The organism is Actinoplanes italicus (assembly GCF_003001815.1).
Classification (GTDB): domain Bacteria; phylum Actinomycetota; class Actinomycetes; order Mycobacteriales; family Micromonosporaceae; genus Actinoplanes; species Actinoplanes italicus.
On record NZ_PVMZ01000019.1, the window covers coordinates 72,721 to 92,986 of the forward strand.

Below are 20,266 nucleotides of genomic sequence, written 5' to 3' on the forward strand. Positions count from 1 at the left end.
GCTCCTTTGCCTGGTCAGTCCCCGCAGGGCTCGGCCAGCGGTTCTCCGTGGACGTGACCGTTCCACTCGCCCGCGGTGATGCCGCCGACCCGGTCACACAGCCGGTCCAGCGGGTTCTGCCAGAAGGTCGCGGTGTCCCACCAGCGCAGCGTGGTGTCGCCGCTGACGCTGGCCAGCGTGCCGGCACGCGGGCTCCAGGCCACGTCGTACACCGGACCGGTGTGCCCGGCCAGCGGAACTCCGAGCTGCCGCCGCTGGTCCACGTCCCAGATCCGCACGGTCCGGTCGTTGCCGGCGGTGGCCAGCGACCTCCCGTCCCGGTTGAACCTCACCGACCACACCGGCCCCGAGTGACCGGTCAGCGGATCGCCGGCGGCTGAACCTCCGGCGGCGAGGTCCCACAGCCGGGTCGTTCCGTCCTCGCCGGCACTGGCCAGGAGCTTGCCGTCCGGGTCGAACGTCACGGCGTAGACGGGCCCGGTGTGGCCGGGCAGCGGCCCGGCGATCGTCTTCCGGCCGGCCACGTCCCACACCCACACCGCCCGGTCGACGCCGGCCGTCGCCAGGTGCTTCCCGCCGCGGTCGAACGCGAGCGCGCGTACCGGCCCGGTGTGGCGGATCAGCGGGCCTCCGGCCTGGTGCCACAGCGCCCGGTCCCGGGTCCACAGGCGTACCGTCCCGTCGTCGCCGGCGCTCGCCAGGTGCTTGTGGTCGGGGCTGAACGCCACGGCTCGCACCGGACCGGAATGACCCCTGAGCGGTGCGGCCGCCTGGCGGCGCGTGTCGGCGTTCCACAGCACGACCGTCGCGTCGTCGCCGGCCGAGGCGAGCAGTCTCATGTCGGGGCTGAACGCGACGGCGCGTACCGGCCCGGTGTGCCCGATCATCGGCTCGCCGACGGCGGCCCGCGTCGCCGGATCCCACAGGCGCACCCGATGATCGGTAGCACCGGTGGCCACCAGGCTGCCGTCCCGGCTGTACGCCACGGCGTTGACCGGGTCGGTGTGCCCCGGCGGCGTGATGCCGAGCGGACGCCGGGTCGCCGGGTCCCACAGCCGCACTGTCCGGTCGGCGCCGGCCGTGGCCAGAATCTTCCCGTCCGGGCTGAATCTCATCACCCAGACGTTGCCGGAGTGGCCGGAGAGGAGTCCGACCTGCCGGCGGGTGCCCGAGTTCCAGAGGCGGATCCTCGCGTCGTCACCCGCGGTGGCCAGCAGTCCACCGGTCGTGGCCGCCATGTTCCGGATCGGGCCGGAGTGCCCGGTCATCCGTCCCACCAGACGTCTGGTCGTCACGTCCCACAGGCGTACCGTCCGATCCTCGCCCGCGGTGGCCAGCCAGGTGCCGTCGTGGGTGAACTGCGCTGTGTACACCGGCCCGGTCCCGGTACTCAGCGGCGCGCCCGTCAGCCGCCCGGTTCCGGTGTCCCAGAACCGCACCGTGCCGGCGTCGTCCGTGGTCACGAGCAGCCTGCCAGCGGGGTCGAAGCCGAGGGAGTGGATCGCCCCGGAGTGGGCGACCGCCTCACCCACCCTCTTCCCGGTCACGGGGTCCCACAGGCGGGCGGTCCTGTCGTCGCTGTAGCCGGCCAGCCGTGTTCCGTCCGGACTGAACTTCACCAGTCGCACCGTGTCCCCGTGTCCGCTGAGCACCTCGTGCCGAACCCCGGTCCTCAGGCCCCACAGCTGCACCGTCCGGTCCTCACCGCCGGTGGCCACGAGAGTGCCCGCGGCGTTGACGTCCACGGAACGCACCGGGCCGGCGTGTCCGGAGAGGAGGCCGATCTGCTCACCGGTCGTGGTGTCCCACAGTCGTACCGTCGCGTCCTCGGAGGCGGTGGCCAGCACGGTCCCGTCCGGGGTGAAGTCCACCGAGCGGACCCGGGTGGTGTGGCCGCGCAGCGGTTCGGTCACCGGGTTGCCGGTCTTCGGATCCCACAGCCGGACCGTGCCGTAACCGTCGGCGGTCGCCAGGAGCTTTCCGTCCTCGCTGAACTTGACGACGCCCGAGTCGCCGGGCAGGACGTTGGCGGCGTCGGCGAGCAGGGCGCCCGCGACGTCGAGTGACTCGTCGGTGCGCCCGGCCGCCAGGGCCGCCGCGGCGAACCGTTCCGAGGTGATGCGGTTCTCCGCGGTGAGGCTGCGGCTGAGCCCGCTGGCCAGCAGCGAGATCGCCCGCTCGTGGTTCTCGTCGGCGCGCATGGCGCTGTAGCCGGCCAGGCCCAGCAGCAGGACCATGACCATTCCCGCGGCCTGATACGCCCGCCGTCGCCGACGGTCGCGGCGCAGGCTGATGCTGAGGAACTGTGCGGTGTCCGGGTGGATGGGGAAGTGCCGCGCCGGGTCTTCGGCCCACCGGTGGCGTGCGTCCTCGACGGCCAGCAGCCGCCCGCCGCTGTAGAGGTAGGAGGGGTCGCGGCGGCCCTGCTGCCAGTCGTGCACGTCGTCGGTGAGCGCCCGGTAGAGCGCCTGATCGGTGAGGCTGGGTTGCAGCCAGTCCCGGAGGCGGTTCCACGACCGCAGCAGTTCCTCGTGGGCGATGGTGACGTGGTCGCTGTCGGAGACCGTGACGAGCCGCTGCGCCGCGAACGCCTCGACGACCTCGTCGATCGCGTCGCTGCCCGTGGCGGTCCGCAGAGCGCCGCGGGTGCTGGGTTGCCGGGTGAGGCGGCCGTCGGTCATCGCGGTGAGGTGGATGAACGCGAGCCGGGCGACGTCCTGGCGGTCGGGGGCGAGGCTCTCGTAGACGCGCTCGGCGCTCGTGCGCACGATGTCGGCCACGCCCCCGGTGCGGCGGTAGGCCTCCACGGTCAGCCCGGCGGTGTCCCTGGCCTGCCACATCACGAACATGACCTGGGACAGCAGCGGCAGGACCCCGCAGTCGAAGCCCACCGGGAGGCATCGTTCCCGCAGATCGTCGAGGACCACGGCGCACAGATCGCCGGGCAGGCGCACGCCCGCTTCGGCGGCCGGGCCCACGATGGCCTCGCGCAGTTCCGACTCACTCATGGCGCCCACCGCGAACACACCGGACTCGGCCGCCCGCCGGATCGGTTCGAACGCCAGCGCCCGGTCCAGGAAGTCTCCGCGGATCCCGGCGACGACCAGCGCACCGGGCTCCCCGCCGGGCAGGACCGGCCCGGTCGCGAGGCTGTGCAGCGCGGTCAGGAAGGTCTCCTGTTCAGCGGTGTCGGTGGTGAGAGTGAACAGCTCCTCGAGCTGATCCACCACGAGCACCAGGCGCGGATGGGCGCCGGGTCCGGTTGCTCGACCGGCGGCGGCCAGGGCCTGCCCGGCGAGCAGATGCGTCTGCTCGGGGCGGGTGGTCAGCGCCTCCTGAACGGTGATGGCGTCGGCCGCCGCGAGCTCGGCCAGGTGGATGGCGAGCTGCCGGACCGGGTCGCCGGTCGGAGTGATCACACGTCGCGGCCAGGCCCGGCTTCCCTCGGTCAGGCCGTCGGCGGCCAGAGACCCCATCAGCCCGGCGCGCAGCAGGGACGACTTCCCGGCGCCCGACGGCCCGAGTACGAGCAGCATGCCGGCGTGCCACGGCTGCTCCCGGAGCCGGTCCAGCAGCCGTCCGGTCAGCAGCCGTCGTCCGTAGAAGACCGTGGCGTGCTGTTCCTCGAACGGGCGGAGCCCGAGGTACGGGCATCCCTCCCACGCGGACCGGCGGTGCTGGCCGGCCTGCGCCGCGCGTGGGACGGGCCGGTCAGCCTCGCTTCCCTCCGCGAGGTACCGGGCTCGGGCCTGCTCCCGTTCGCTCGCCTTCAGCGCCTGCGCGATGCGTACGGCCACCTCCGGGCTCGGGGCGGTCTTGCCGGCGAAGATCTGACTGAGATAGCCGACCGACACCTCCGACGTGCTGTTGATCTTCCGCAGAGACGGGTCGCCGGCCCGGTGCCGGAGCTCGAGAAGAAGATCGTGCAGCCGGCGATGATCACCCACCGGATTACTCTGCGTCGCCACGGCATCAGGATAGGTGTCGGGAGGCGCGCCGTTCAGGGCGTTCACCGGACCTACGCCGATCTGAGCGCCGGCCGCGCGGCCACGCCTCGGAGCTGCGGGAAAGTGTTCACTCGGCAGCAGTGAACACCGGCAGCCGGGGGTTTTCTGAGCTCACCGCAACGAACCGACCGGAGGAAGCCATGCGAACGAAGCTCACTTTCTGTAACGCTGCCGCGCCTACCACGCCGCAGGCCCGCGAATCCGAGCTGCGCGCCCTGATGACGATGGCTTCCCACGATCTGAAGAACCCGCTCGCCTCGATCGCCGCGCACGTCGAGGTGCTGCGGGCCGAGTACGGCGAGACCGACGAGGACTTCCGGCACTTCCTGGCCGCGATCGAGCGCGGACTGGGCCGGATGAGCCGGCTGGCCGAGGAACTGATGGACTACGCGCGGGCCGACCGCGAGCTCGACCCACGGCAGTCGTCACTGAACGACCTGGTCGGCGAGGTCGTCGGCGACCACGCCGCCACCCCGGGCACGGCCCGGGTGACCGTGGCCGAAGCGCTGCCGGACGTCGTCGCGGACGCCGGGCTGCTGCGTCACGTGCTGGACAACCTGATCGGGAACGCGATCAAGTACACACCCGCGGGCGCGGTCCCCGAGATCGAGATCCGGGCGTTCGACCTGGCCGACGGCAGCACCCGTGTCGAGGTCTCGGACCGTGGCATCGGCATCCCGGTGGCCGAGCAGCCGAAGGTCTTCGACGCCTTCCACCGCTGCGCCAACAGCGGCGGATACTCCGGCACAGGCCTGGGCCTGCACATCTGCCGGCGCATCGTCGAACGCCACGGCGGGCGGATCGGGGTCGAGTCGAACATCGGCGGAGGTAGCCGCTTCTGGTTCACCCTTCCGTCGGGCCGGACCGCTCCTCCGGCGCGGACCGAGGTCTCGTGACGTCGGTGAGGTGCGGCGCGGCCTCGGCGACGAAGGCCAGGGCCTGGTCGACGCTCATGTCCGGGGCCTCGTAGTGGCGGCTGCCGGCGGCCGTCGGGATGCCGACGGTCATCCGGCCGCCCCAGCGCTGGAAGAGGGACTGCTGGATCGTCCAGCCGATCACCGCCCGCTTCTGCAGGGCGACCGTCCGGCGGTTCAGGGCACCGGTGCGGATCATCAGGTAGTCGCCGCCGGTGGTGTGGCCCAGCGATCGGTACGCCACCACCGCCAGCGGGATCGTCACCGGGAGCAGCGTCAGCGGGAGCAGCCACCACCGGCCGGGGAGCGCGCCGCTCAGCGTGAACAGCAGCAGGACGCCGGAGAGCAGCGCCGGGCCGTACGCCGCCCAGCCGATCCGGCGTACCAGAGCTCCTCTCGGGTGGCGGCGCAGTTCCGCCTCCAGCGGCCGGGCTCCGTCCGGCAGGATCCGCGCGGCCAGCTCGCGGGCCTCGCCGAGACGGAGGCGGGGCAGGATGTCACCGACGGAGGCTTCGCCCAGGGCACGGAGGCCGGTGGAGAGCACCTTGGTACGGGTGAGCCGCAGCCACCGCCACAGCAACGGCTCGTCGAAGGCGATTCCCCGGATGCGGCCGTCGGCGCGTTGCACCGTGCGGGTGGTGAGCAGGCCGCGGCGGGTGACGAGGGCGGTGTCGGGGCCGTCCCCGGTGCGCAGGAGGGTGAAGTTCCAGTTCTCCATGACGAAGGTGGCGGCCTGCAGCGCGATCCCGATCGGGTACGCGATGAGCACCGCGACCACGATCGTCCACACCAGCGACGGACCGTCGATCAGGTCGTGGGCGGTGTCGAGCAGGTCGACGCCGAACGGGCGCAGCAGCCAGTGCAGGGCGAACACCGGGCCCAGCACCGCGAAGACCGACCACACGCCGATCACGTTGAGCGGCACCCACTGAGGGCGCAGGCGGGCGATGACCGTCTCCGGGCCGGGCTGTGGCTCGCCGGCCCGCCCGGTCTGCTCGATCTCCTCATTCCGGGCGCCGGGCATCAGATCGCGGCGCAGACGCTCGGCCTGCTCCGAGGCCAGGCCGTTGAGGTCGAACGACGCGTCCGCCTCGCCGGATCCGACATGGACGGTACGCAGCCCGAGCACCCGCTGCAGCAGACGTGCCGACACGTCGACGGTCCGGATCCGCTCGCGGGCCACGATCCGGTGCCTGCGGGCCAGCCAGCCGGTGTGCATCTCCACCTGCTGTCCGGTGATCCGGAACCGGGTGGTCCGCCACGTGCTGAGCGTGCCCAGGGCGCCGAGCACGCCGAACACCGAGCCGGCGATCAGCGGCCAGATCGGGTCGTCGCCGACGGTGATGCCGAGGATGCCGGCCGGCAGCGACAGCGCGACCCGGGCCAGGCCCTGATAGACGACCCGGATGTCGAGGCGCTGCCAGGCGGTCTCGCCGGCGGTGCTCACGTGGCGTCACCGGTGGTCGCCGCGGTGATCTCCCGGAGCCGGTCGACGGCCTCCTCTGCGACGGGCGTGGCGACCCCCTCGATGGTGATCTTCCCTTCCGAGGAGGCGGTGGTGACGCTGATGGTGGCCAGGCCGAGCCGCCGCTGGAGCGGGCCGATCTCGGTGTCGATGCTCTGGATACGGGAGATCGGGACGATCCGCCACTCGCGGGTGATCCAGCCGCTGAGCGCGTAGACAGCGTTGTCGGTGGCCTCCCAGCGGTGCACCCGGTACCGCCAGGTCGGCATGACGGTGATGTTGACCGCGTAGACGACGGCGAGGATCAGAAGCACCGGGCCGAGCCAGGGCCGGGTGATCTCGGCGTACGCGTAGATCGCGGTGAGGGCGCCGAGCACACCGACGGCCCAGAAGATCGCCTGCAACGTACGCCAGAGCACGAACCGGCGGTCCAGCCGGTGCCGCGGAGGCCGGAGGCTCGGTGATGCGGAGGTCTCGGGCATGGGGCCATGGTGACCGGTCCGTGCCAGGCCCCGGCGGCTCCGGTTGCCACGCTCTGTCAGGATCGTGCGGGTGACAAACCGCCCCGCCCGGAACGTGCCCGGGATCGCCGCGGTCGTCGTCGTCCTGATCGCCATCGCGGTCATCGTCGTGGTGAACCTGCCCCAGCTGCGGGAGCCCGGTCCCCGGCCCGCCTTCCAGATGCCCGTGACCTGCGGTGAGACCTGGGTTCTCGGTACCTATCCAGGTCACGACGACTACGACATCGACTTCTTCCCGACGTCCGGTTCCGCCTGGGGCCGTCCGGTGCTGGCCGCCTTCGCCGGCACGGTCACCGAGGCCGGCGTCAACGGCACGCTCGGATCCCGTACGCCCGACAACCCGAAGGGCCCGCACGGCACCGGCGCCGGGTACTGGGTGAAGATCGACCACGGCGGCCACTGGGAGACCCAGTACCTGCACATGCTCGAACCTCCGTCGGTCAAGGAGGGCGACAGGGTCGAGCAGGGACAGCAGATCGGCAAGATCGGCAGCACCGGCAAGTCGGGCGCCCCGCACCTGCACCACGAGCAGCGCGCCGCGGGCCGCAAGATGGAGGCCTGGTTCGCCGGTCAGCCGTCCGGCATCACCCTCGACGACCGTGAGTACTCGGTCCGCCGCAAGAGCCAGAACTGCCCGGCGCCCGCCGGATAGATCAGCCGATGTGCAGCAGGAGCACCTCGTCGTCGGCGAGGCCGGCGATCGTGTCCCGCAGCAGCGTCAGCGTGTCCTCCATCGCGTAGCCGGTCTCCTCGTCGTCGAGGCCCAGCTCCGCCAGGTCGACCAGGTCGGCGGGCCGGTAGGCGGCCGGCTCGAGGCGGTCGAGGAACGCCTTGGCGCTGCTGTCGATCAGCGTGACGCCGTCGTAGTCGGCGTTGATGGCGTCGGACGCCTCCTGCAGGGAAGGGCTCGCCAGCATGATGTCCAACTCGTCCAGGCTGGTCAGGACGTTGAGCATGACGTGGCCGGACCACGCGTAGTCGTCACCGTTCGCCCGGCCGACCCGATCGATCGCCTCGTACGCGAGTCCCTCACCCGCGGCGCCGACGATCTCCGGCAGGTCGGCGGCCTTGACGATGTGGAGCGAGGCGATGGCGGACACCGGTGGATCGTAACGGCCATGGTCACCGCAGGGTGGCGGCGACCGACAGGATCGCGTCGAGGCCCCGCTCGAACAGCAGGTCGTCCGGCCAGCGGGAATCGTCGGGGTGACCGGCGGTGACGAGACGGCGGGCCGCGTCCCGGTCCGCGGCGGGAACGGCCCGCTGCCAGGCCGTCTCGGTGGCTGCCGAGCCGATCACGAAGTTCGCCACCAGCCGGGTGACGACCGCGAGGCTTTCGTCCTTCAACCCGCCTCGGGCCAGCGCGGCCTGCAGGAACTCGGTGCGCGCCAGCACGTTCGGCCCGATCCACGGACGGCCGATCAGGGTAGGCGCCCACGGGTGCGCGAGCATCGCGGTCCGCCAGCCGTGGACCAGGGTCCGCACGTCGGTGGCCCAGTCGGGGCCCGGCCCGGTCAGCGGCACGCCGCCGAAGATCTCGTCCACGGCCAGGTCGAGGACGTCGTCCTTGGTGGTGACGTGCCAGTAGAGGGCGGTCGAGGTCACGTCGAGGCGCTGGGCTAGGCGGCGCATGGTGAGCGCGTCGATGCCGTCGGCGTCGAGCAACTCGACCGCGGCCGTCACGATGCGTTCGCGGGTCAGCTGGGGAGCGCGGCGCGGGCGGTCGGGGTCGGTGCGCAGCCAGATCGAGGTCACCGATCCATTCTAGGTTAACGTTGGTAAGTCAGATTACCGGCGTTCAAGGAGGCTGTCGTGCCGGTGATGCGCATCCAGCTGGACAGTGACCGTCAGGCCGCCCGGCGGATCATGAACCTGCACCTCGCCGGGCGCAGCGACCGCGCGTCCGTGGACGCGGCGCGGGAGGCGGTCTGGCGGCACGGCCGCACCCCGGCCGGTGAGCCGGTCTTCGTCGGCGTCACCAACGGCGAGCCGGTGCGGCTGCTCTACGACGTGGAGGTCTACCTGGAAGCCGAACCCCGCCGGATCTAGACACCTTTTACGGTCAGGGTCTGAGGCTGGTGGGGAATAGCCCTGTTCCGGGCCGCCTGATCGCCCAGCCGTGCCCGGTGAGCCCTTCCGCGGGCTGTTGATCGCCCAGCCGTGCCCGGTGAGCCCTTCCCCGGGCTGTTGATCGCCCAGCCGTGCCCGGTGAACCCTTCCCCGGGCTGTTGATCGCCCAGCCGTGCCCGGTGAACCCTTACCCAGGCCGCTTGATCGCCCAGCAGTGGGCAGCGAACCCTTCACCGGGCCGGAGGCAGCGATATCCCGGAGCCCGGCTCCGAAAACGGCCGCAGTTGATCGTCCAGCATCGGACCGAGGCGGTAACCGACCCCCGCGACCCCGGAGCCCACGACGGTAACGCCCGGCCATCAGCCGACCGAGCGCCACCACGGCTCAGACGGATGCGGCTGACGGGCCGGGAAACCCGACTGCGAAAGCTCTCTCGTGACGTTGCGCCGTCCGATCAGCCGCAACCTCACAGGATCGCGCGCGTTCGTGCTCCGGTGGCGGGGCGGGCTTGCGCCTACGAGCGGCGCCGCCGGCCGTACCTGCTCTATCCCCGCCCGTGAACGGGTGGTGCCAGGGTGGGCAGTGCCCCGAGGATGAGGCCGAGCCCGAGTTCGAAGGCCCGGTCGGCGCGGGCGCGGCCCTGACCGGCCGCGGCGATCGCGGCGACCAGGATCGGAGTGCGGGCGTGGGTCGGGTCCCAGACCTGATCGGGGGCGGCGATGTCGAGCGCCGAGCCGATGACGAAGCTGTCCAGGACCGTGATCACGTCGAGAAGCTGTTCGGTCGCGATGCCGGCCGAGTGCAGGACGGTGGCGATGTCGTCGTACATGTGCACCACGTCGGGGGAGGAGACGGTGTACGCGGTGAGCATCGGGATGAGCCGTGGGTGGCGGGCGAACACATCCCGGTAGCGGCGCAGCAGGACCCGCAGCGCGTCGGTCCAGTCCTCGGGCATGGCCGGCATCGGCTCCTCGGCGAAGATCAGGGCGCGCATCGCCTCGATGATCTCGGCCTTGCCGCTGAGGTGGTTGTAGATCGACGACGGGCGTACCGACAGCGTCGCGGCGACCTCGCCCAGGGTGAACTCGCCCTTGGCGTCGACCAGGGTCAGGGCGGCGGCCGCGATCTTGTCCACCGACAGCTTCGGCGTGGCGGGACGACCCATCGGCGAACCCCCTTGCGCTCGGGTGAGGGAGACCACCATAGTAAAACGAATGCAATTCGTTAAATTGAGGTAGGCCATGGAACTGATCCGGTCCGCGGCGTTCGACTCGCCCGCTCGCGTCGACGAGCCGACCCGTCCGCCGTTGCGGGTGGGCCTGGTCCAGCACTACTGGCGCCCCGACCCCGCCGAGCTGCGGGAAGTCCTGCTCGGCGGCATCGCGCAGGCAGCCGGGGCGGGCGCAGGGGTCGTGTTCCTGCCGGAACTGACGCTGTCGAGGTACCCGGCGTTCGAGCAGCCGGTCGGCAAGCCGGTCGAGGCCGCCGAGGACCTGGTGACCGGGCCGACCGTGGCGCTCGCCGCGGAGGCCGCCCGCCGGCACGGCATTCACGTGCACGCCTCGCTCTACGAGAAGGTCGACCTCGGCGACGGGCTGGGCTTCAACACCGCGGTCCTGGTCTCCCCGGCCGGCGAGATCGTCGGCCGCACCCGCAAGACGCACATCCCGGTCACCGAGGGTTATGTCGAGGACAGGTACTTCCGGCCCGGCCCGGCCGACGACGCCTATCCGGTCCACTCGCTCCTGGAGGCGAAGGTCGGGCTGCCGACCTGCTGGGACGAGTGGTTTCCCGAAGTGGCCCGCTCCTACGCCCTCAAGGGCGCCGACATCCTCGCCTACCCGACGGCGATCGGCTCCGAGCCCGACCACCCCGAGTTCGACACCCAGCCGCTGTGGCAGCAGGTCATCGTCGGCCACGCGATCGCCAACGGCCTGTTCATGGTGGTTCCCAACCGCACCGGCGACGAGGGCCGGATCACCTTCTACGGATCGTCGTTCATCGCGGACCCGTACGGCCGGATCCTGGTCCAGGCCCCTCGCGACGCCGAGGCGGTGCTCGTCGCCGACCTGGACCTGAACCAGCGCAAGGACTGGCTGACCCTGTTCCCGTTCCTGCGCACCCGCCGCCCCGACACCTACGGCGGCCTGGCATGAGCGACTGGCGGATGCCGGCCGAGACCGAGCCGCACACCTGCACCTGGATGGCCTGGCCGTCCTCCGGCTATGCCGACGGGGACGAGGCCCGGCAGGCCTGGGCGTCGGTGGCGCTGGCCGTCGCCGAGTTCGAGCCGGTACGCCTGGTCGTCGACCCGTCGGCGATCCGGGAGGCCCACCGCTGGCTCGGCAGCGCCGTCGAGTACTTCCCGGCGCCGCTCGACGACGCCTGGATGCGCGACATCGGCCCGACCTTCGTGGTCGGCCCGGACGGCCTCGGCGCCGTCGACTGGGTGTTCAACGGCTGGGGCGGGCAGAGTTGGGCCACGTGGGAGAAGGACGCGAGGATCGCCCGGCGGGTCGCCGAGTGGGCCGGCGCCACGATCATCGCCTCGGACCTGGTCAACGAGGGCGGCGGCATCCACGTCGACGGGTACGGGACGGTGCTGGTCACCGAGACCGTGCAACTCGACCCGAGCCGCAACCCTGGCTGGACGAAGGACCGGGTCGAGGGTGAGCTGCGCCGCACCCTGGGCGTGCGCGAGGTGGTGTGGCTGCCGCGCGGGCTGACCCGTGACTACGAGGAGTTCGGCACCCGCGGGCACGTCGACATCGTGGCCACGATGTCCGGACCCGGAACGGTGTTGCTGCACGTCCAGCCCGACCCGAAGCATCCCGACCACGCTCTCGACGCGGTGTTACGTGAGGCCATTCCAGGGCAATGGGATGTCATCGATCTGCCTGCTCCGGAGGGCATCGAGGACGAGCGGGGCCCGGTTGATCACTCGTACGTCAATCACCTAGTGTGCAACGCCGGTGTCGTCGCCTGCACGTTCGACGATCCCCGGGACGCCGCCGCGCTGGACATCCTGGCCGCCGCGTATCCGGGCCGCCGGGTGATCGGCGTCGACGCCCGGGCGATCTTCGCCCTCGGTGGTGGCATCCACTGCATCACCCAGCAGGAACCAGCGATACCTGGAGGACTTTCGTGACCGCCTTCGACGTCGTGGTGGTCGGGGCCGGTGTCACCGGGCTGACCGTCGCGAACCGCTTGCACGCCGCCGGCCTCAAGGTCGTCGTCCTGGAGGCCCGCGACCGCGTCGGCGGACGGCTGCTGACCGAGGACATCGAGGGCGTCCGGCTCGAGGTCGGCGGACAGTGGGTCTCCCCGGACCAGGCAGCGCTGCTCGCGCTCATCGACGAGCTGAAGCTGGAGATGTACTCCCGTTACCGGGCCGGCGACTCGATCTACATCGGCCGTGACGGCGTACGCCGTACGTTCGCGGGGGAGAAGTTCCCGGTCTCCGACCGGACCGCCGCCGAGGTGGAGCGCCTCACCAAGGAACTCGACCGGCTCGCCGCCGGAATGGACCCGCTCGAGCCGTGGAACCACCCGGACGCCGACGAGCTCGACCGGATCTCGTTCGCCGCGTGGCTGGCCGAGCAGACCGACGACCCGGAGGCCCGCGACAACGTCGGCCTGTACGTCGGCCCGGCCATGCTGACCAAGCCGGCGCACTCGTTCTCGGCGCTGTCGGCGGTGCTGATGGCGGCGAGCGCGGGCGGCTTCAGCCACCTGGTCGACGCCGACTTCATCCTGGACCGGCGGGTCGTCGGCGGCCTGCAGCGGGTGCCGCTCGCGCTCGCCGACCGGTTGCCGCCCGGCACGGTCCACCTCGACGAGGCGGTCACCAAGGTCGAGTGGAACGAGGACGGGGCGACCGTGTTCACCGGGCGGGGCTCCTACCACGGGCGCAACGTGGTGATGGCGGTGCCGCCGACGCTGGTCAGCCGGGTGCAGTACATCCCCGCGCTGCCGCCGGTGCAGGCCCAGATGCGCCAGCACATCTCGTTCGGCCTGGTCATCAAGCTGCACATCACGTACGAGACCCCGTTCTGGCGTGACCTCGGCCTGTCCGGCACCGCGTTCAGCCCGTACTCGCTGGTCCATGAGGCCTACGACAACACCAACGAGGACGTCGAGGGCGAGACCCGCGGTACGCTCGTCGGCTTCGTCTCCGACGTCAAGGCCGACAGCCTGCTCTCGCTCGACGCAGACGCCCGCCGGTGGAAAGTCCTCGAGGCGCTGGCCGCCTATTACGGCGAGCAGGCGCTGCACCCGGTGCACTACTACGAGAGCCCGTGGGTGGCCGACGAGTGGACCGTCGGTGCCTTCGGCACCAGCTTCGACATCGGCTCGCTCACCCGCTATGGCCGTCACCTGCGCTCCGACGTCGGACCGCTCTCGTTCGCCAGCAGCGACATCGCCGGCCTCGGCTTCCAGCACGTCGACGGCGCCATCCGGATGGGCGAGGCGGTCGCCGCCCGAATCCTCTGACGGCCGGGGGCGGGCGGTGACTGGGGCGATGATCGTCTAGATTCCGAGGTATGCCCGAGCGCACGCACGTGGTCGACAGCGTCGACTGGACGGCCCTGACGCGTGACCCCCGCGTCGCCAGTGGTGTGCCCGCCGCCCTGCACACCCTATGGTCCGACGACGAGTTCCTGCGGCGCAGCGCTTACAACTTCCTCGCCCGCGCTCTCGCTCACCAGGGCGAACGTACGCCGATCAGCGTCGCGGCGGTGCCGTTCCTGATCGACGTGCTCGCCGACCCGGCGGCCGGCGACCGGTTCGGTGCCGCGCAGCTGCTGCGGATGATCGCGATCGGCGAGGAGAACTACTGGCTGGTCGAGCACCCCGACGGTGCCGACCGGACCGCTGGCGAGCAGTGGAACCCGGAGGCGTACGCCGCGGTCCGTGCGTACGTCCCGGCCTTCATCGCGGCCCTGGCCACCGCGGACCCGGCCGTCCGGCTCCACACCGCGCACCTGCTGTCCTGGTTCCCGGAGGAACGTGACACGGTCGTGCCGGCGCTGACCCGGGTGATCGCCTACGAGCCCGGCGACACCGCCGAGGTGGCCGCGGTCGCCGCCGTGGCCGCGGTCCTGGCCGGTGGCACCGCCGCCGACACGGGGCTGGTCCAGGCTCTCGACATCCGCCGGGCCGGTCCGGTACCGACCGAGCGGTGGGCGGCGGCGATAGCGTCGACCCGGCTGACCGGCTGGCCCTCGCGTGCGGTGCTGGAGCAGTTGTACGAGTGCCTGCTGGAAGCCGACGACCCGGTGCCGAACTGGCCGTACCTGGACGGCGACATGGCCACCCTGGCCGCGCTGACCCTGTCCCGGCTCGACCCGTCGCTGGTGGCCGAGCGGGTCGACCAGCTGGTGTCCCGGCTCCGCCGGACCCGCCCCGGCCAGGAGCGCGCGACGTTGATCGGCGCGCTGGTGGACGCCGCGTTCCCGCAGCGCGGCGCCGAACTCGGCAAGCTCACCGACATCCAGCTGGCGGCCGTCCGCGCCCTCGTCGAGGCGGACGCGTGGGGCGACGGCCCGTACGTCGTCTCCTTGCTGGCCGCCGCCGGGCTCCCGGCCGAAGGCCCGCCCGGTCTGTGACCCGTCACCGCCCGCTGCCGAACACGCGTCAGACGCGGCTCGCGGGACGCTTTCCCGAGACGGGCATGACGCCACTCCGGCGAGCCGTGCCGGATCCTGCTCCTTCCGATCCTGAACGGCTGGCCCAGGTGTGACCGATGCCCTGATCGCGCCCCCGTATCCGGCCCTGCGGCAGAATGTCCCGTCATGAGCGACACCAAGCAGCGCCTGCTCGACGGAGCCCTCGCCGCGCTGCGGGAGCACGGTGTCACCGGGGTGTCGGCCCGGACCATCGCCGCGGCCGCCGGAGTCAACCAGGCACTCGTCTTCTACCACTACGGCTCGGTCGACGAGCTGCTCGGCACCGCCTGCCTGGAGGCCACCCGCCAGCGGGTGAGCGTGTATGCGAGCCGGTTCGCCTCGGTCGGCTCGCTGCGCGAACTGCTGCAGATCGGCCGGGACCTGCATACCGCCGAGCTGGCCGCCGGCAACGTGTCGGTGCTGGCCCAGATGCTCGCCGCGGCCCAGACGGGGGAGCGGATCGCCCGTCCGGTCGCCGCCGCTCTGCAGTTGTGGACCGACGAGATCGAGGCCGTGCTGGTCCGGATCATGCACGGTTCGCCGGTGGCCGAGGTCGCCGACCTGCCGGGTCTGGCCCGTGCGGTGTCCGCGGCGTTCGTCGGGCTGGAGCTCTACGAGGGTGTGGACGCCGAGGGCGCCGCCCGCGCGCTGGAGGCCCTCGACCAGCTCGCGGTGCTGGTCGAGGTGGTCGAGGATCTCGGTCCGCTGGCCCGCCGGGCGCTGCGATCGCGGATCCGGAGTCACCTGAAAGAGGAATCCCGGGAACCGACCGGCACCTGAGTGCGACCAATAAGCGTGTCTCTACCGGATTTGACCACATATGCCCCGCATCGGTCGATGCCCGATGCGGAATTCGAGGGCACCGTCGTGCCCGGTCTGCGGGCCGACTTCTACCGCCGGCCCGACGGCGACCGCATCGCCTCCGTCGGGCGCTACTCGTACCGCGGCCGTCCCGTCCTGATGGCCTGGGGGTACGTCGACGAGGAACACTGCCGGCAGCACTCGGTGCACGACCCGTCCGGCGGCTGGAGCCCGGTCACCGACGGGTGCCCGGACGTCCGGCTCGCCGACGGGTTCGAGGTCCGCACGCCGGCGGGGGAGTGGTTACGCGCCTGACCTCGACGTGCGACCGGCCCGGCGAGCGGCGTCGATCACCGGGTCGGTCTCGTCGTCGAACTGCCCGATCACCTGCTCCAGCAGGTCTTCCAGCGCCACCAGACCGATCACCCCGCGTCCCTCGGTGACCAGTGCGACCTGGTTGCGGGCGTGCCGCATGGCCGCGATCGCGTCCAGGCCGCTCGTGCCGGCGGGGAGGCGCAGCGGCGTCGACATCAGCGAGCCCGCCGTGTCGCCGGCCGCCGCGCCGACCGCTTTGGCCGCCTCCCGTACGTGCACGATCCCAGCGATCCCGCGGTCGGGCGACATCACCGCGAGCCGGGACCGGCCCGACTCGATGCTCCGCAGCTCCACCTCGCGTGCGGTCGCCGCGGACTGCACCGACACGATGCGGTCGGTCGGGGTCATCACGTCGCGGACCGTCGTGGACTCCACGGCGAGCATCGCGGTCAGCAGCTCGTGCTCGGCGTCCGGGATGGTGCCGTGCTCCTTCGACGTCTCCAGCAGCATCCGCAGCTGCTCGGCGCTGTGCACCTGGGCCAGCTCGTCCTGCGGTGTCACCTTCACCAGCCGCAGACACGCGTTGGCCAGCCCGTTCAGCGCCACCAGCACCGGCCGCAGCATCGTGGTGAAGCCGACGAACGGGATCGCCAGCAGCTGCGCCGACGACTCCGGGTGGCTGATCGCCCACGACTTCGGCGCCATCTCGCCGACCACCACGTGCAGGAAACCGACCAGGGCCACGGCCAGCACGAACGCCACGCCGTACGCCACCTCGTCCGGAATGCCCACGGCGGTGAACAGCGGCTCCATCAGATGCGCCACGGTCGGCTTCGCGAGTGCACCGAGGCCGAGCGTGCACAGGGTGATGCCGAGCTGTGCGCCGGCCAGCATCAGAGACAGACGCCGGGTGCCGTACAGCGCCACCCGGGCGCCGCGTGAACCCTCCTGCGCGGCCGTCTCCAGGCGGTGCCGTTTCGCCGCGACCAGCGCGAACTCGGCCGCGACGAAGAAACCGTTGAACACCAGCAGGGCCAGCGAGATCAACAGGGCCGGGGTGGTGCTCATGCCTCGTCCCCCTCGATCGGGTCGTCCTTGACGATGAGGGAGATCCGCTCCGGCACGCGTCGCCGGACCTCCAGCACGGTGAGCCTTGCCATGCCCTGGGGCAGGGGCTCGCCGTCGTCGTCCAGCAGCGCCGGCAGCTCCAGGTCGATACCCTCCTTCTCGGCGGGCAGCCGGCCCAGTCTGGCCATCATCAGGCCGCCGACGGTGTCGTACAGCTCGTCCTCGGGCAGCCGGACCCCGGTCGCCTCGGCCACCTCGTCCACCCGCGCCCGGCCCGGCACCAGCCAGCCCTCACCGTCGCGCTCGATCACCGGCTCCGGGAGGTCGTCCTCGTCGCGGATCTCGCCGACCAGTTCCTCGGCCACGTCCTCGAGGGTGATGATCCCGGCGAAGCTGCCGAACTCGTCGACCACCACGGCCATCTGCCGGTGTGCGGCCTTCAGCCGGTCCAGCACCTGCGGCAGGGTGCACGACTCGGGCAGCGCCACCGGGTCGGTCGCCAGGTCACGGACCGACGTGGTCGACCGCAGCGACGGCTCAAGGGTCACCACGTCGTTGATCGACACGACGCCGATCACGTCGTCCAGCCCGTCGCCGATCACCGGGAAGCGGGAGTGGCCGGTGTCCAGCAGCTCGACGACCCGCGACGCGGGCTCGGCCGCGCCGATCGACGTGACGTCGACCCGGGGGCGCATGACCTCGGCCGCTGTCCGTGTCCGGAAGTCGAGCCCGTGGTCCAGCAGCCGGGCGGCGCGCGCGTCGAGCACACCGTGCGATTTCGACGTCTCGATGATCCGGTCCAGGTCCTCCGAGGTGGCGCCCTGTGGGAGCTCCTCGACCGGCTCGATGCCGACCGCCCGCAGCAGCCGGGTCGCCGTCGCGTCGAACACCCGGATCAGCGGGCCGACCACGGTCAGGTAGATCACGGTCGAGCGGGACAGCGCCCGGGCCACCGCCTCGGGTCTCGCGATCGCCAGGTTCTTCGGCGCGAGCTCGCCGAGCACCATCTGCACCACGGTCGCGAACAGCAGCGCCACCACCATCGAGATCGAGGTGGTCACCGCCTGCGGCAGGCCGGTCGCGCCGAGCAGCTCGGCCGTGCCCTTGCCCAGGAAGGGCTCCGCGACGTAACCGGCCAGCAGCGCGGTCACGGTGATGCCCACCTGTGAGCCGGAGAGCACGAACGACAGCCGCTGGGTGACCTCGAGCGCCCGCTTCGCGGCGCCGTCGCCCTCGTCGGCGAGCACCCGCAGGCGTTCCCGGTCGACCGCCACGTAGGCGAACTCCTGGGCCACGAAATAACCGGTCGCCGCGGTCAGCAGCACAATGGCCACGATGCCGATGGTGATCAGCAAGGGAAGTCACCGGCCTGACGATCAGTGAACAGGATGGTCTCCAGGTTAGGGGTCGTGTCACCGACCTGCTTCGCATCGGCGAACCCGCCGTCCAGGGCGCTGACACTACCCGGACGGCGGATGCCTCAACCCGCCTGGTGGTTCCCCCCGATCGCGTTGCTCACACGCCGGTGAGCATGATCGTCAGGACCCCGCGGTGAGCACTTTGGCGAGGTCGCGGGCCTGGTCATGGGCGGTCCGGCGGGCGGTGGCGGCGTCCGCGGTGGCCAGGTTGGGGCGGAAGTGCACGGTGCTGATGTCGGTGACGCCGGCCCAGCGCAGCCAGTCCTCGAAGTAGGGCGCCTGGAAGTCGGCGCCGAACGCGGGCGGGCGGCCCGGGCCGTACACCGCACTGGTGTAGATCACCGCGGCGCGCTTGCCCCGCAGGAGACCGGAGTAGCCCTGCTCCGGGTCGAAGCCGAAGACCATGCCCGGCTGGCTGACGACATCGATCAACTGCTTGAGGATGTACGGGATTCCGGCGTTCCACATCGGCACGGAGAACAGATAGGTGTCGGCGGCGTCGAAGCGCCGGAACGTAGCACTCGCGGCTTCCCAGGCCACGGCCGCGTCACCCTCGGGCTGCCCACCGGCGAAGACGGCCATCTTGCCGGTGACCGCGTCGGGGCCGAACGCGGGCAGTGTGCCGTCCCACAGGTCCCACTGCTCGACCGCGGCGTCCGGGCTCACCTCCCGGACCGTGTCGAGGAAGGTCGCGGCGACGGCCAGCGACTCGGACCGCGGGCCGCGCGGGGAGGCGGAGATGTGCAGCAGGTTCATGTCGTGCCCTTCGCTGTCGGAATCTTCGCGGCGGTGTCGTAACGCTGTCTCAGGCGGCCTGAGACAGCAGTGCGACGCAGCCACAGTTTGCGTGCGCACGCACATTTCTACTCCAGTGCGTGCGCACGCACAAGAATTCGCTAGGCTGTGGTGATGAGTGACACCGATGTGGCCGCGTGGGCGGCCTTGCTGCGCGTGCACGCGGCCCTCGTGCCGACTCTCGACCGGGAGCTGCAGGCAGCCTGTGCACTGCCACTGACCTGGTACGACGTGCTGCTCGAACTCAACTACGCACCCGGCCGGCGGCTCAGCATGGGCGAACTGGGGCAGCGGGCCGTGGTGAGCCGCACGCGGGTGAGCCGGGTCGTCGACGCGCTCGCCGACGCGGGGCTCGTCACGAGGGAGGGCAACCCGGACGACCGGCGGTCCGCCTATGCGACCCTCACCGAGATGGGGCTCGACCGGTTCCGGGCCGCGGCACCGGTCTACCTCGACGGGATCAAGCGGCACTTCACCGATCTGATCTCGGCGGACGAGTCCCGTACGATCGCCGCCGCTCTTGCCAAGGTTCTGGCGCACCGCCCGGTGTAACCCCGCGAGGTATCGGCTCCGTCCTATGGGTGTCGCGATCCCCGGGGGCCTCGGGAGAGATCGACGATCTGGTACATTTCGATCTCCACGGGGCAAAAGTAAGGAACTGAAGTGCTTATCAAGCGTTACGCCATTGTCGTTTCCTCTGTCATCGCCGTCGCTGCCCTCAGCGCCTGCACGCCGACTGAGAAGAAGTCCACCGAGACCGCCGCCCCTCCGGCTGCCCCGGCAGCCTCCGCGGCCGCTCCCGTCGAGACGAGCCTCGCTCCGGTCGGCCTCGACGCGGCGACCAAGAAGGCCTGCACCACGCTGTTCGCCGCGATCAAGGACAACGACAAGAAGGTCGCCGAGGCCGAGAAGATCGGCGGGCCGGTCGGTCACGTGGCCGTCGGCGCCCAGTACCTGGCCGGTGCCGCCGACCTGTATGCGAAGTCGCTCGACGCGACCGAGACCAAGGTCATGGACGCGGCCGGCAAGGTGGGCGACGAGATGACCGCCCTCGACGGCGCCTGGCAGAAGAACCCGAAGAAGAAGCCCAGCGAGGCGGCCCTCAACAAGTCGATCGACGAGCTCAAGGCCGCTTGCGCCGGCTGATCCCTCCCAGGCGGAAGAGAAACGATAGAGGGCCGAGAGAGCCCTCCGTCATGCTGAGGGTCTGCCGCGCGGAAACG

General features: G+C 71.4%; 20 protein-coding genes. 11 read left to right on the forward strand and 9 right to left on the reverse strand.

Annotation, left to right across the window (positions count from 1 at the left end):
• Nucleotides 1-14: 14 nt before the first annotated feature.
• A complete protein-coding gene (locus CLV67_RS36385) occupies nucleotides 15-3,968 on the reverse strand; it encodes an nSTAND1 domain-containing NTPase (protein ID WP_146169426.1) in 3,954 nt (1,317 codons plus the stop codon).
• A 179-nt stretch (nucleotides 3,969-4,147) separates the two neighbouring features.
• Between CLV67_RS36385 and CLV67_RS36390 the strand changes: the two genes are divergently transcribed.
• Nucleotides 4,148-4,903 carry a sensor histidine kinase gene (locus CLV67_RS36390; protein ID WP_106326805.1) on the forward strand — a complete coding sequence of 252 codons (756 nt, stop codon included), beginning with the start codon at nucleotides 4,148-4,150 and terminating at the stop codon, nucleotides 4,901-4,903.
• Here the strand turns inward: CLV67_RS36390 and CLV67_RS36395 are convergent.
• Both CLV67_RS36395 and CLV67_RS36400 read right to left on the reverse strand, forming a co-directional pair.
• Nucleotides 4,851-6,368 carry a PH domain-containing protein gene (locus CLV67_RS36395; protein ID WP_106326807.1) on the reverse strand — a complete coding sequence of 506 codons (1,518 nt, stop codon included), beginning with the start codon at nucleotides 6,366-6,368 and terminating at the stop codon, nucleotides 4,851-4,853. The two genes, CLV67_RS36390 and CLV67_RS36395, sit on opposite strands and share 53 nt — an antisense overlap.
• Entirely contained in the window at nucleotides 6,365-6,868 is a 504-nt protein-coding gene (locus CLV67_RS36400; RefSeq protein WP_106326808.1) for a PH domain-containing protein, read from the reverse strand. The genes CLV67_RS36395 and CLV67_RS36400 overlap by 4 nt, the downstream gene beginning before the upstream one ends.
• Nucleotides 6,869-6,938: 70 nt before the next feature.
• Here CLV67_RS36400 and CLV67_RS36405 point away from each other — a divergent pair, with 70 nt between their 5' ends.
• Entirely contained in the window at nucleotides 6,939-7,559 is a 621-nt protein-coding gene (locus CLV67_RS36405) for a M23 family metallopeptidase (protein WP_239166663.1), read from the forward strand.
• Between the two features lies 1 nt (nucleotide 7,560).
• Here the strand turns inward: CLV67_RS36405 and CLV67_RS36410 are convergent, their stop codons facing one another.
• Entirely contained in the window at nucleotides 7,561-8,007 is a 447-nt protein-coding gene (locus CLV67_RS36410) for a hypothetical protein (protein ID WP_106326810.1), read from the reverse strand.
• A 22-nt stretch (nucleotides 8,008-8,029) separates the two neighbouring features.
• The gene (locus CLV67_RS36415) at nucleotides 8,030-8,662 is read right to left on the reverse strand and encodes a TetR/AcrR family transcriptional regulator (RefSeq protein ID WP_106326812.1); all 633 of its coding nucleotides are present in this window, start codon (nucleotides 8,660-8,662) and stop codon (nucleotides 8,030-8,032) included.
• A 66-nt stretch (nucleotides 8,663-8,728) separates the two neighbouring features.
• Between CLV67_RS36415 and CLV67_RS36420 the strand changes: the two genes are divergently transcribed.
• Nucleotides 8,729-8,956 (forward strand): hypothetical protein, encoded by a 228-nt coding sequence (locus tag CLV67_RS36420; protein ID WP_170154149.1) that lies wholly within the window; start codon nucleotides 8,729-8,731, stop codon nucleotides 8,954-8,956.
• Between the two features lie 565 nt (nucleotides 8,957-9,521).
• Here CLV67_RS36420 and CLV67_RS36425 read toward each other — a convergent pair.
• On the reverse strand, nucleotides 9,522-10,142 hold the full coding sequence (locus tag CLV67_RS36425; protein WP_170154139.1) for a TetR/AcrR family transcriptional regulator: 621 nt from the start codon (nucleotides 10,140-10,142) through the stop codon (nucleotides 9,522-9,524).
• A gap of 76 nt (nucleotides 10,143-10,218) precedes the next feature.
• Between CLV67_RS36425 and CLV67_RS36430 the strand changes: the two genes are divergently transcribed.
• The 6 genes from CLV67_RS36430 (at nucleotide 10,219) to CLV67_RS36455 (ending at nucleotide 15,762) form a co-directional block, all read left to right on the forward strand.
• Entirely contained in the window at nucleotides 10,219-11,133 is a 915-nt protein-coding gene (locus CLV67_RS36430) for a nitrilase-related carbon-nitrogen hydrolase (RefSeq protein WP_106326816.1), read from the forward strand.
• Complete coding sequence (locus CLV67_RS36435) at nucleotides 11,130-12,125, forward strand: agmatine deiminase family protein (protein WP_106326818.1); 996 nt, start codon at nucleotides 11,130-11,132, stop codon at nucleotides 12,123-12,125. Before CLV67_RS36430 ends, CLV67_RS36435 begins: the two co-directional genes overlap by 4 nt.
• A complete protein-coding gene (locus CLV67_RS36440) occupies nucleotides 12,122-13,471 on the forward strand; it encodes a flavin monoamine oxidase family protein (protein WP_106326820.1) in 1,350 nt (449 codons plus the stop codon). The genes CLV67_RS36435 and CLV67_RS36440 overlap by 4 nt, the downstream gene beginning before the upstream one ends.
• 50 nt (nucleotides 13,472-13,521) lie before the next feature.
• Complete coding sequence (locus CLV67_RS36445) at nucleotides 13,522-14,586, forward strand: hypothetical protein (protein WP_106326822.1); 1,065 nt, start codon at nucleotides 13,522-13,524, stop codon at nucleotides 14,584-14,586.
• 186 nt (nucleotides 14,587-14,772) lie between these two features.
• Nucleotides 14,773-15,426, forward strand: coding sequence for a TetR/AcrR family transcriptional regulator (locus CLV67_RS36450; protein WP_106326824.1), 654 nt, complete (start codon nucleotides 14,773-14,775; stop codon nucleotides 15,424-15,426).
• Between the two features lie 57 nt (nucleotides 15,427-15,483).
• Nucleotides 15,484-15,762, forward strand: coding sequence for a hypothetical protein (locus CLV67_RS36455; protein ID WP_106326826.1), 279 nt, complete (start codon nucleotides 15,484-15,486; stop codon nucleotides 15,760-15,762).
• Here the strand turns inward: CLV67_RS36455 and CLV67_RS36460 are convergent.
• The 3 genes from CLV67_RS36460 to CLV67_RS36470 form a co-directional block, all read right to left on the reverse strand.
• Entirely contained in the window at nucleotides 15,751-16,830 is a 1,080-nt protein-coding gene (locus tag CLV67_RS36460) for a hemolysin family protein (RefSeq protein ID WP_106326828.1), read from the reverse strand. The genes CLV67_RS36455 and CLV67_RS36460 overlap by 12 nt on opposite strands.
• The gene (locus CLV67_RS36465; RefSeq protein ID WP_106326831.1) at nucleotides 16,827-18,185 is read right to left on the reverse strand and encodes a hemolysin family protein; all 1,359 of its coding nucleotides are present in this window, start codon (nucleotides 18,183-18,185) and stop codon (nucleotides 16,827-16,829) included. Before CLV67_RS36465 ends, CLV67_RS36460 begins: the two co-directional genes overlap by 4 nt.
• 183 nt (nucleotides 18,186-18,368) lie before the next feature.
• Nucleotides 18,369-19,004 carry an FMN-dependent NADH-azoreductase gene (locus tag CLV67_RS36470; protein WP_106326833.1) on the reverse strand — a complete coding sequence of 212 codons (636 nt, stop codon included), beginning with the start codon at nucleotides 19,002-19,004 and terminating at the stop codon, nucleotides 18,369-18,371.
• 153 nt (nucleotides 19,005-19,157) lie between these two features.
• On the opposite strand from CLV67_RS36470, the gene CLV67_RS36475 reads away from it, so the two are divergent.
• Together CLV67_RS36475 and CLV67_RS36480 are read left to right on the forward strand one after the other, a co-directional pair.
• Nucleotides 19,158-19,595 (forward strand): MarR family winged helix-turn-helix transcriptional regulator, encoded by a 438-nt coding sequence (locus CLV67_RS36475; RefSeq protein WP_106327093.1) that lies wholly within the window; start codon nucleotides 19,158-19,160, stop codon nucleotides 19,593-19,595.
• A gap of 111 nt (nucleotides 19,596-19,706) precedes the next feature.
• Nucleotides 19,707-20,189, forward strand: a complete 483-nt coding sequence (locus tag CLV67_RS36480; protein WP_239166664.1) for a hypothetical protein — start codon at nucleotides 19,707-19,709, stop codon at nucleotides 20,187-20,189.
• The last annotated feature ends 77 nt before the right edge of the window (nucleotides 20,190-20,266 follow it).

What these genes read in the sequence shown, in the direction of transcription:
- CLV67_RS36400 (WP_106326808.1), bottom strand. Translation starts at nt 6,868, where the DNA reads ATGCCCGAGACCTCCGCATCACCGAGCCTCCGGCCTCCGCGGCACCGG.
- CLV67_RS36455 (WP_106326826.1), top strand. Translation starts at nt 15,484, where the DNA reads ATGCCCGATGCGGAATTCGAGGGCACCGTCGTGCCCGGTCTGCGGGCC.
- CLV67_RS36470 (WP_106326833.1), bottom strand. Translation starts at nt 19,004, where the DNA reads ATGAACCTGCTGCACATCTCCGCCTCCCCGCGCGGCCCGCGGTCCGAG.
- CLV67_RS36475 (WP_106327093.1), top strand. Translation starts at nt 19,158, where the DNA reads ATGAGTGACACCGATGTGGCCGCGTGGGCGGCCTTGCTGCGCGTGCAC.
- CLV67_RS36445 (WP_106326822.1), top strand. Translation starts at nt 13,522, where the DNA reads ATGCCCGAGCGCACGCACGTGGTCGACAGCGTCGACTGGACGGCCCTG.
- CLV67_RS36430 (WP_106326816.1), top strand. Translation starts at nt 10,219, where the DNA reads ATGGAACTGATCCGGTCCGCGGCGTTCGACTCGCCCGCTCGCGTCGAC.
- CLV67_RS36425 (WP_170154139.1), bottom strand. Translation starts at nt 10,142, where the DNA reads ATGGGTCGTCCCGCCACGCCGAAGCTGTCGGTGGACAAGATCGCGGCC.
- CLV67_RS36450 (WP_106326824.1), top strand. Translation starts at nt 14,773, where the DNA reads ATGAGCGACACCAAGCAGCGCCTGCTCGACGGAGCCCTCGCCGCGCTG.
- CLV67_RS36390 (WP_106326805.1), top strand. Translation starts at nt 4,148, where the DNA reads ATGCGAACGAAGCTCACTTTCTGTAACGCTGCCGCGCCTACCACGCCG.
- CLV67_RS36435 (WP_106326818.1), top strand. Translation starts at nt 11,130, where the DNA reads ATGAGCGACTGGCGGATGCCGGCCGAGACCGAGCCGCACACCTGCACC.
- CLV67_RS36460 (WP_106326828.1), bottom strand. Translation starts at nt 16,830, where the DNA reads ATGAGCACCACCCCGGCCCTGTTGATCTCGCTGGCCCTGCTGGTGTTC.
- CLV67_RS36420 (WP_170154149.1), top strand. Translation starts at nt 8,729, where the DNA reads ATGCGCATCCAGCTGGACAGTGACCGTCAGGCCGCCCGGCGGATCATG.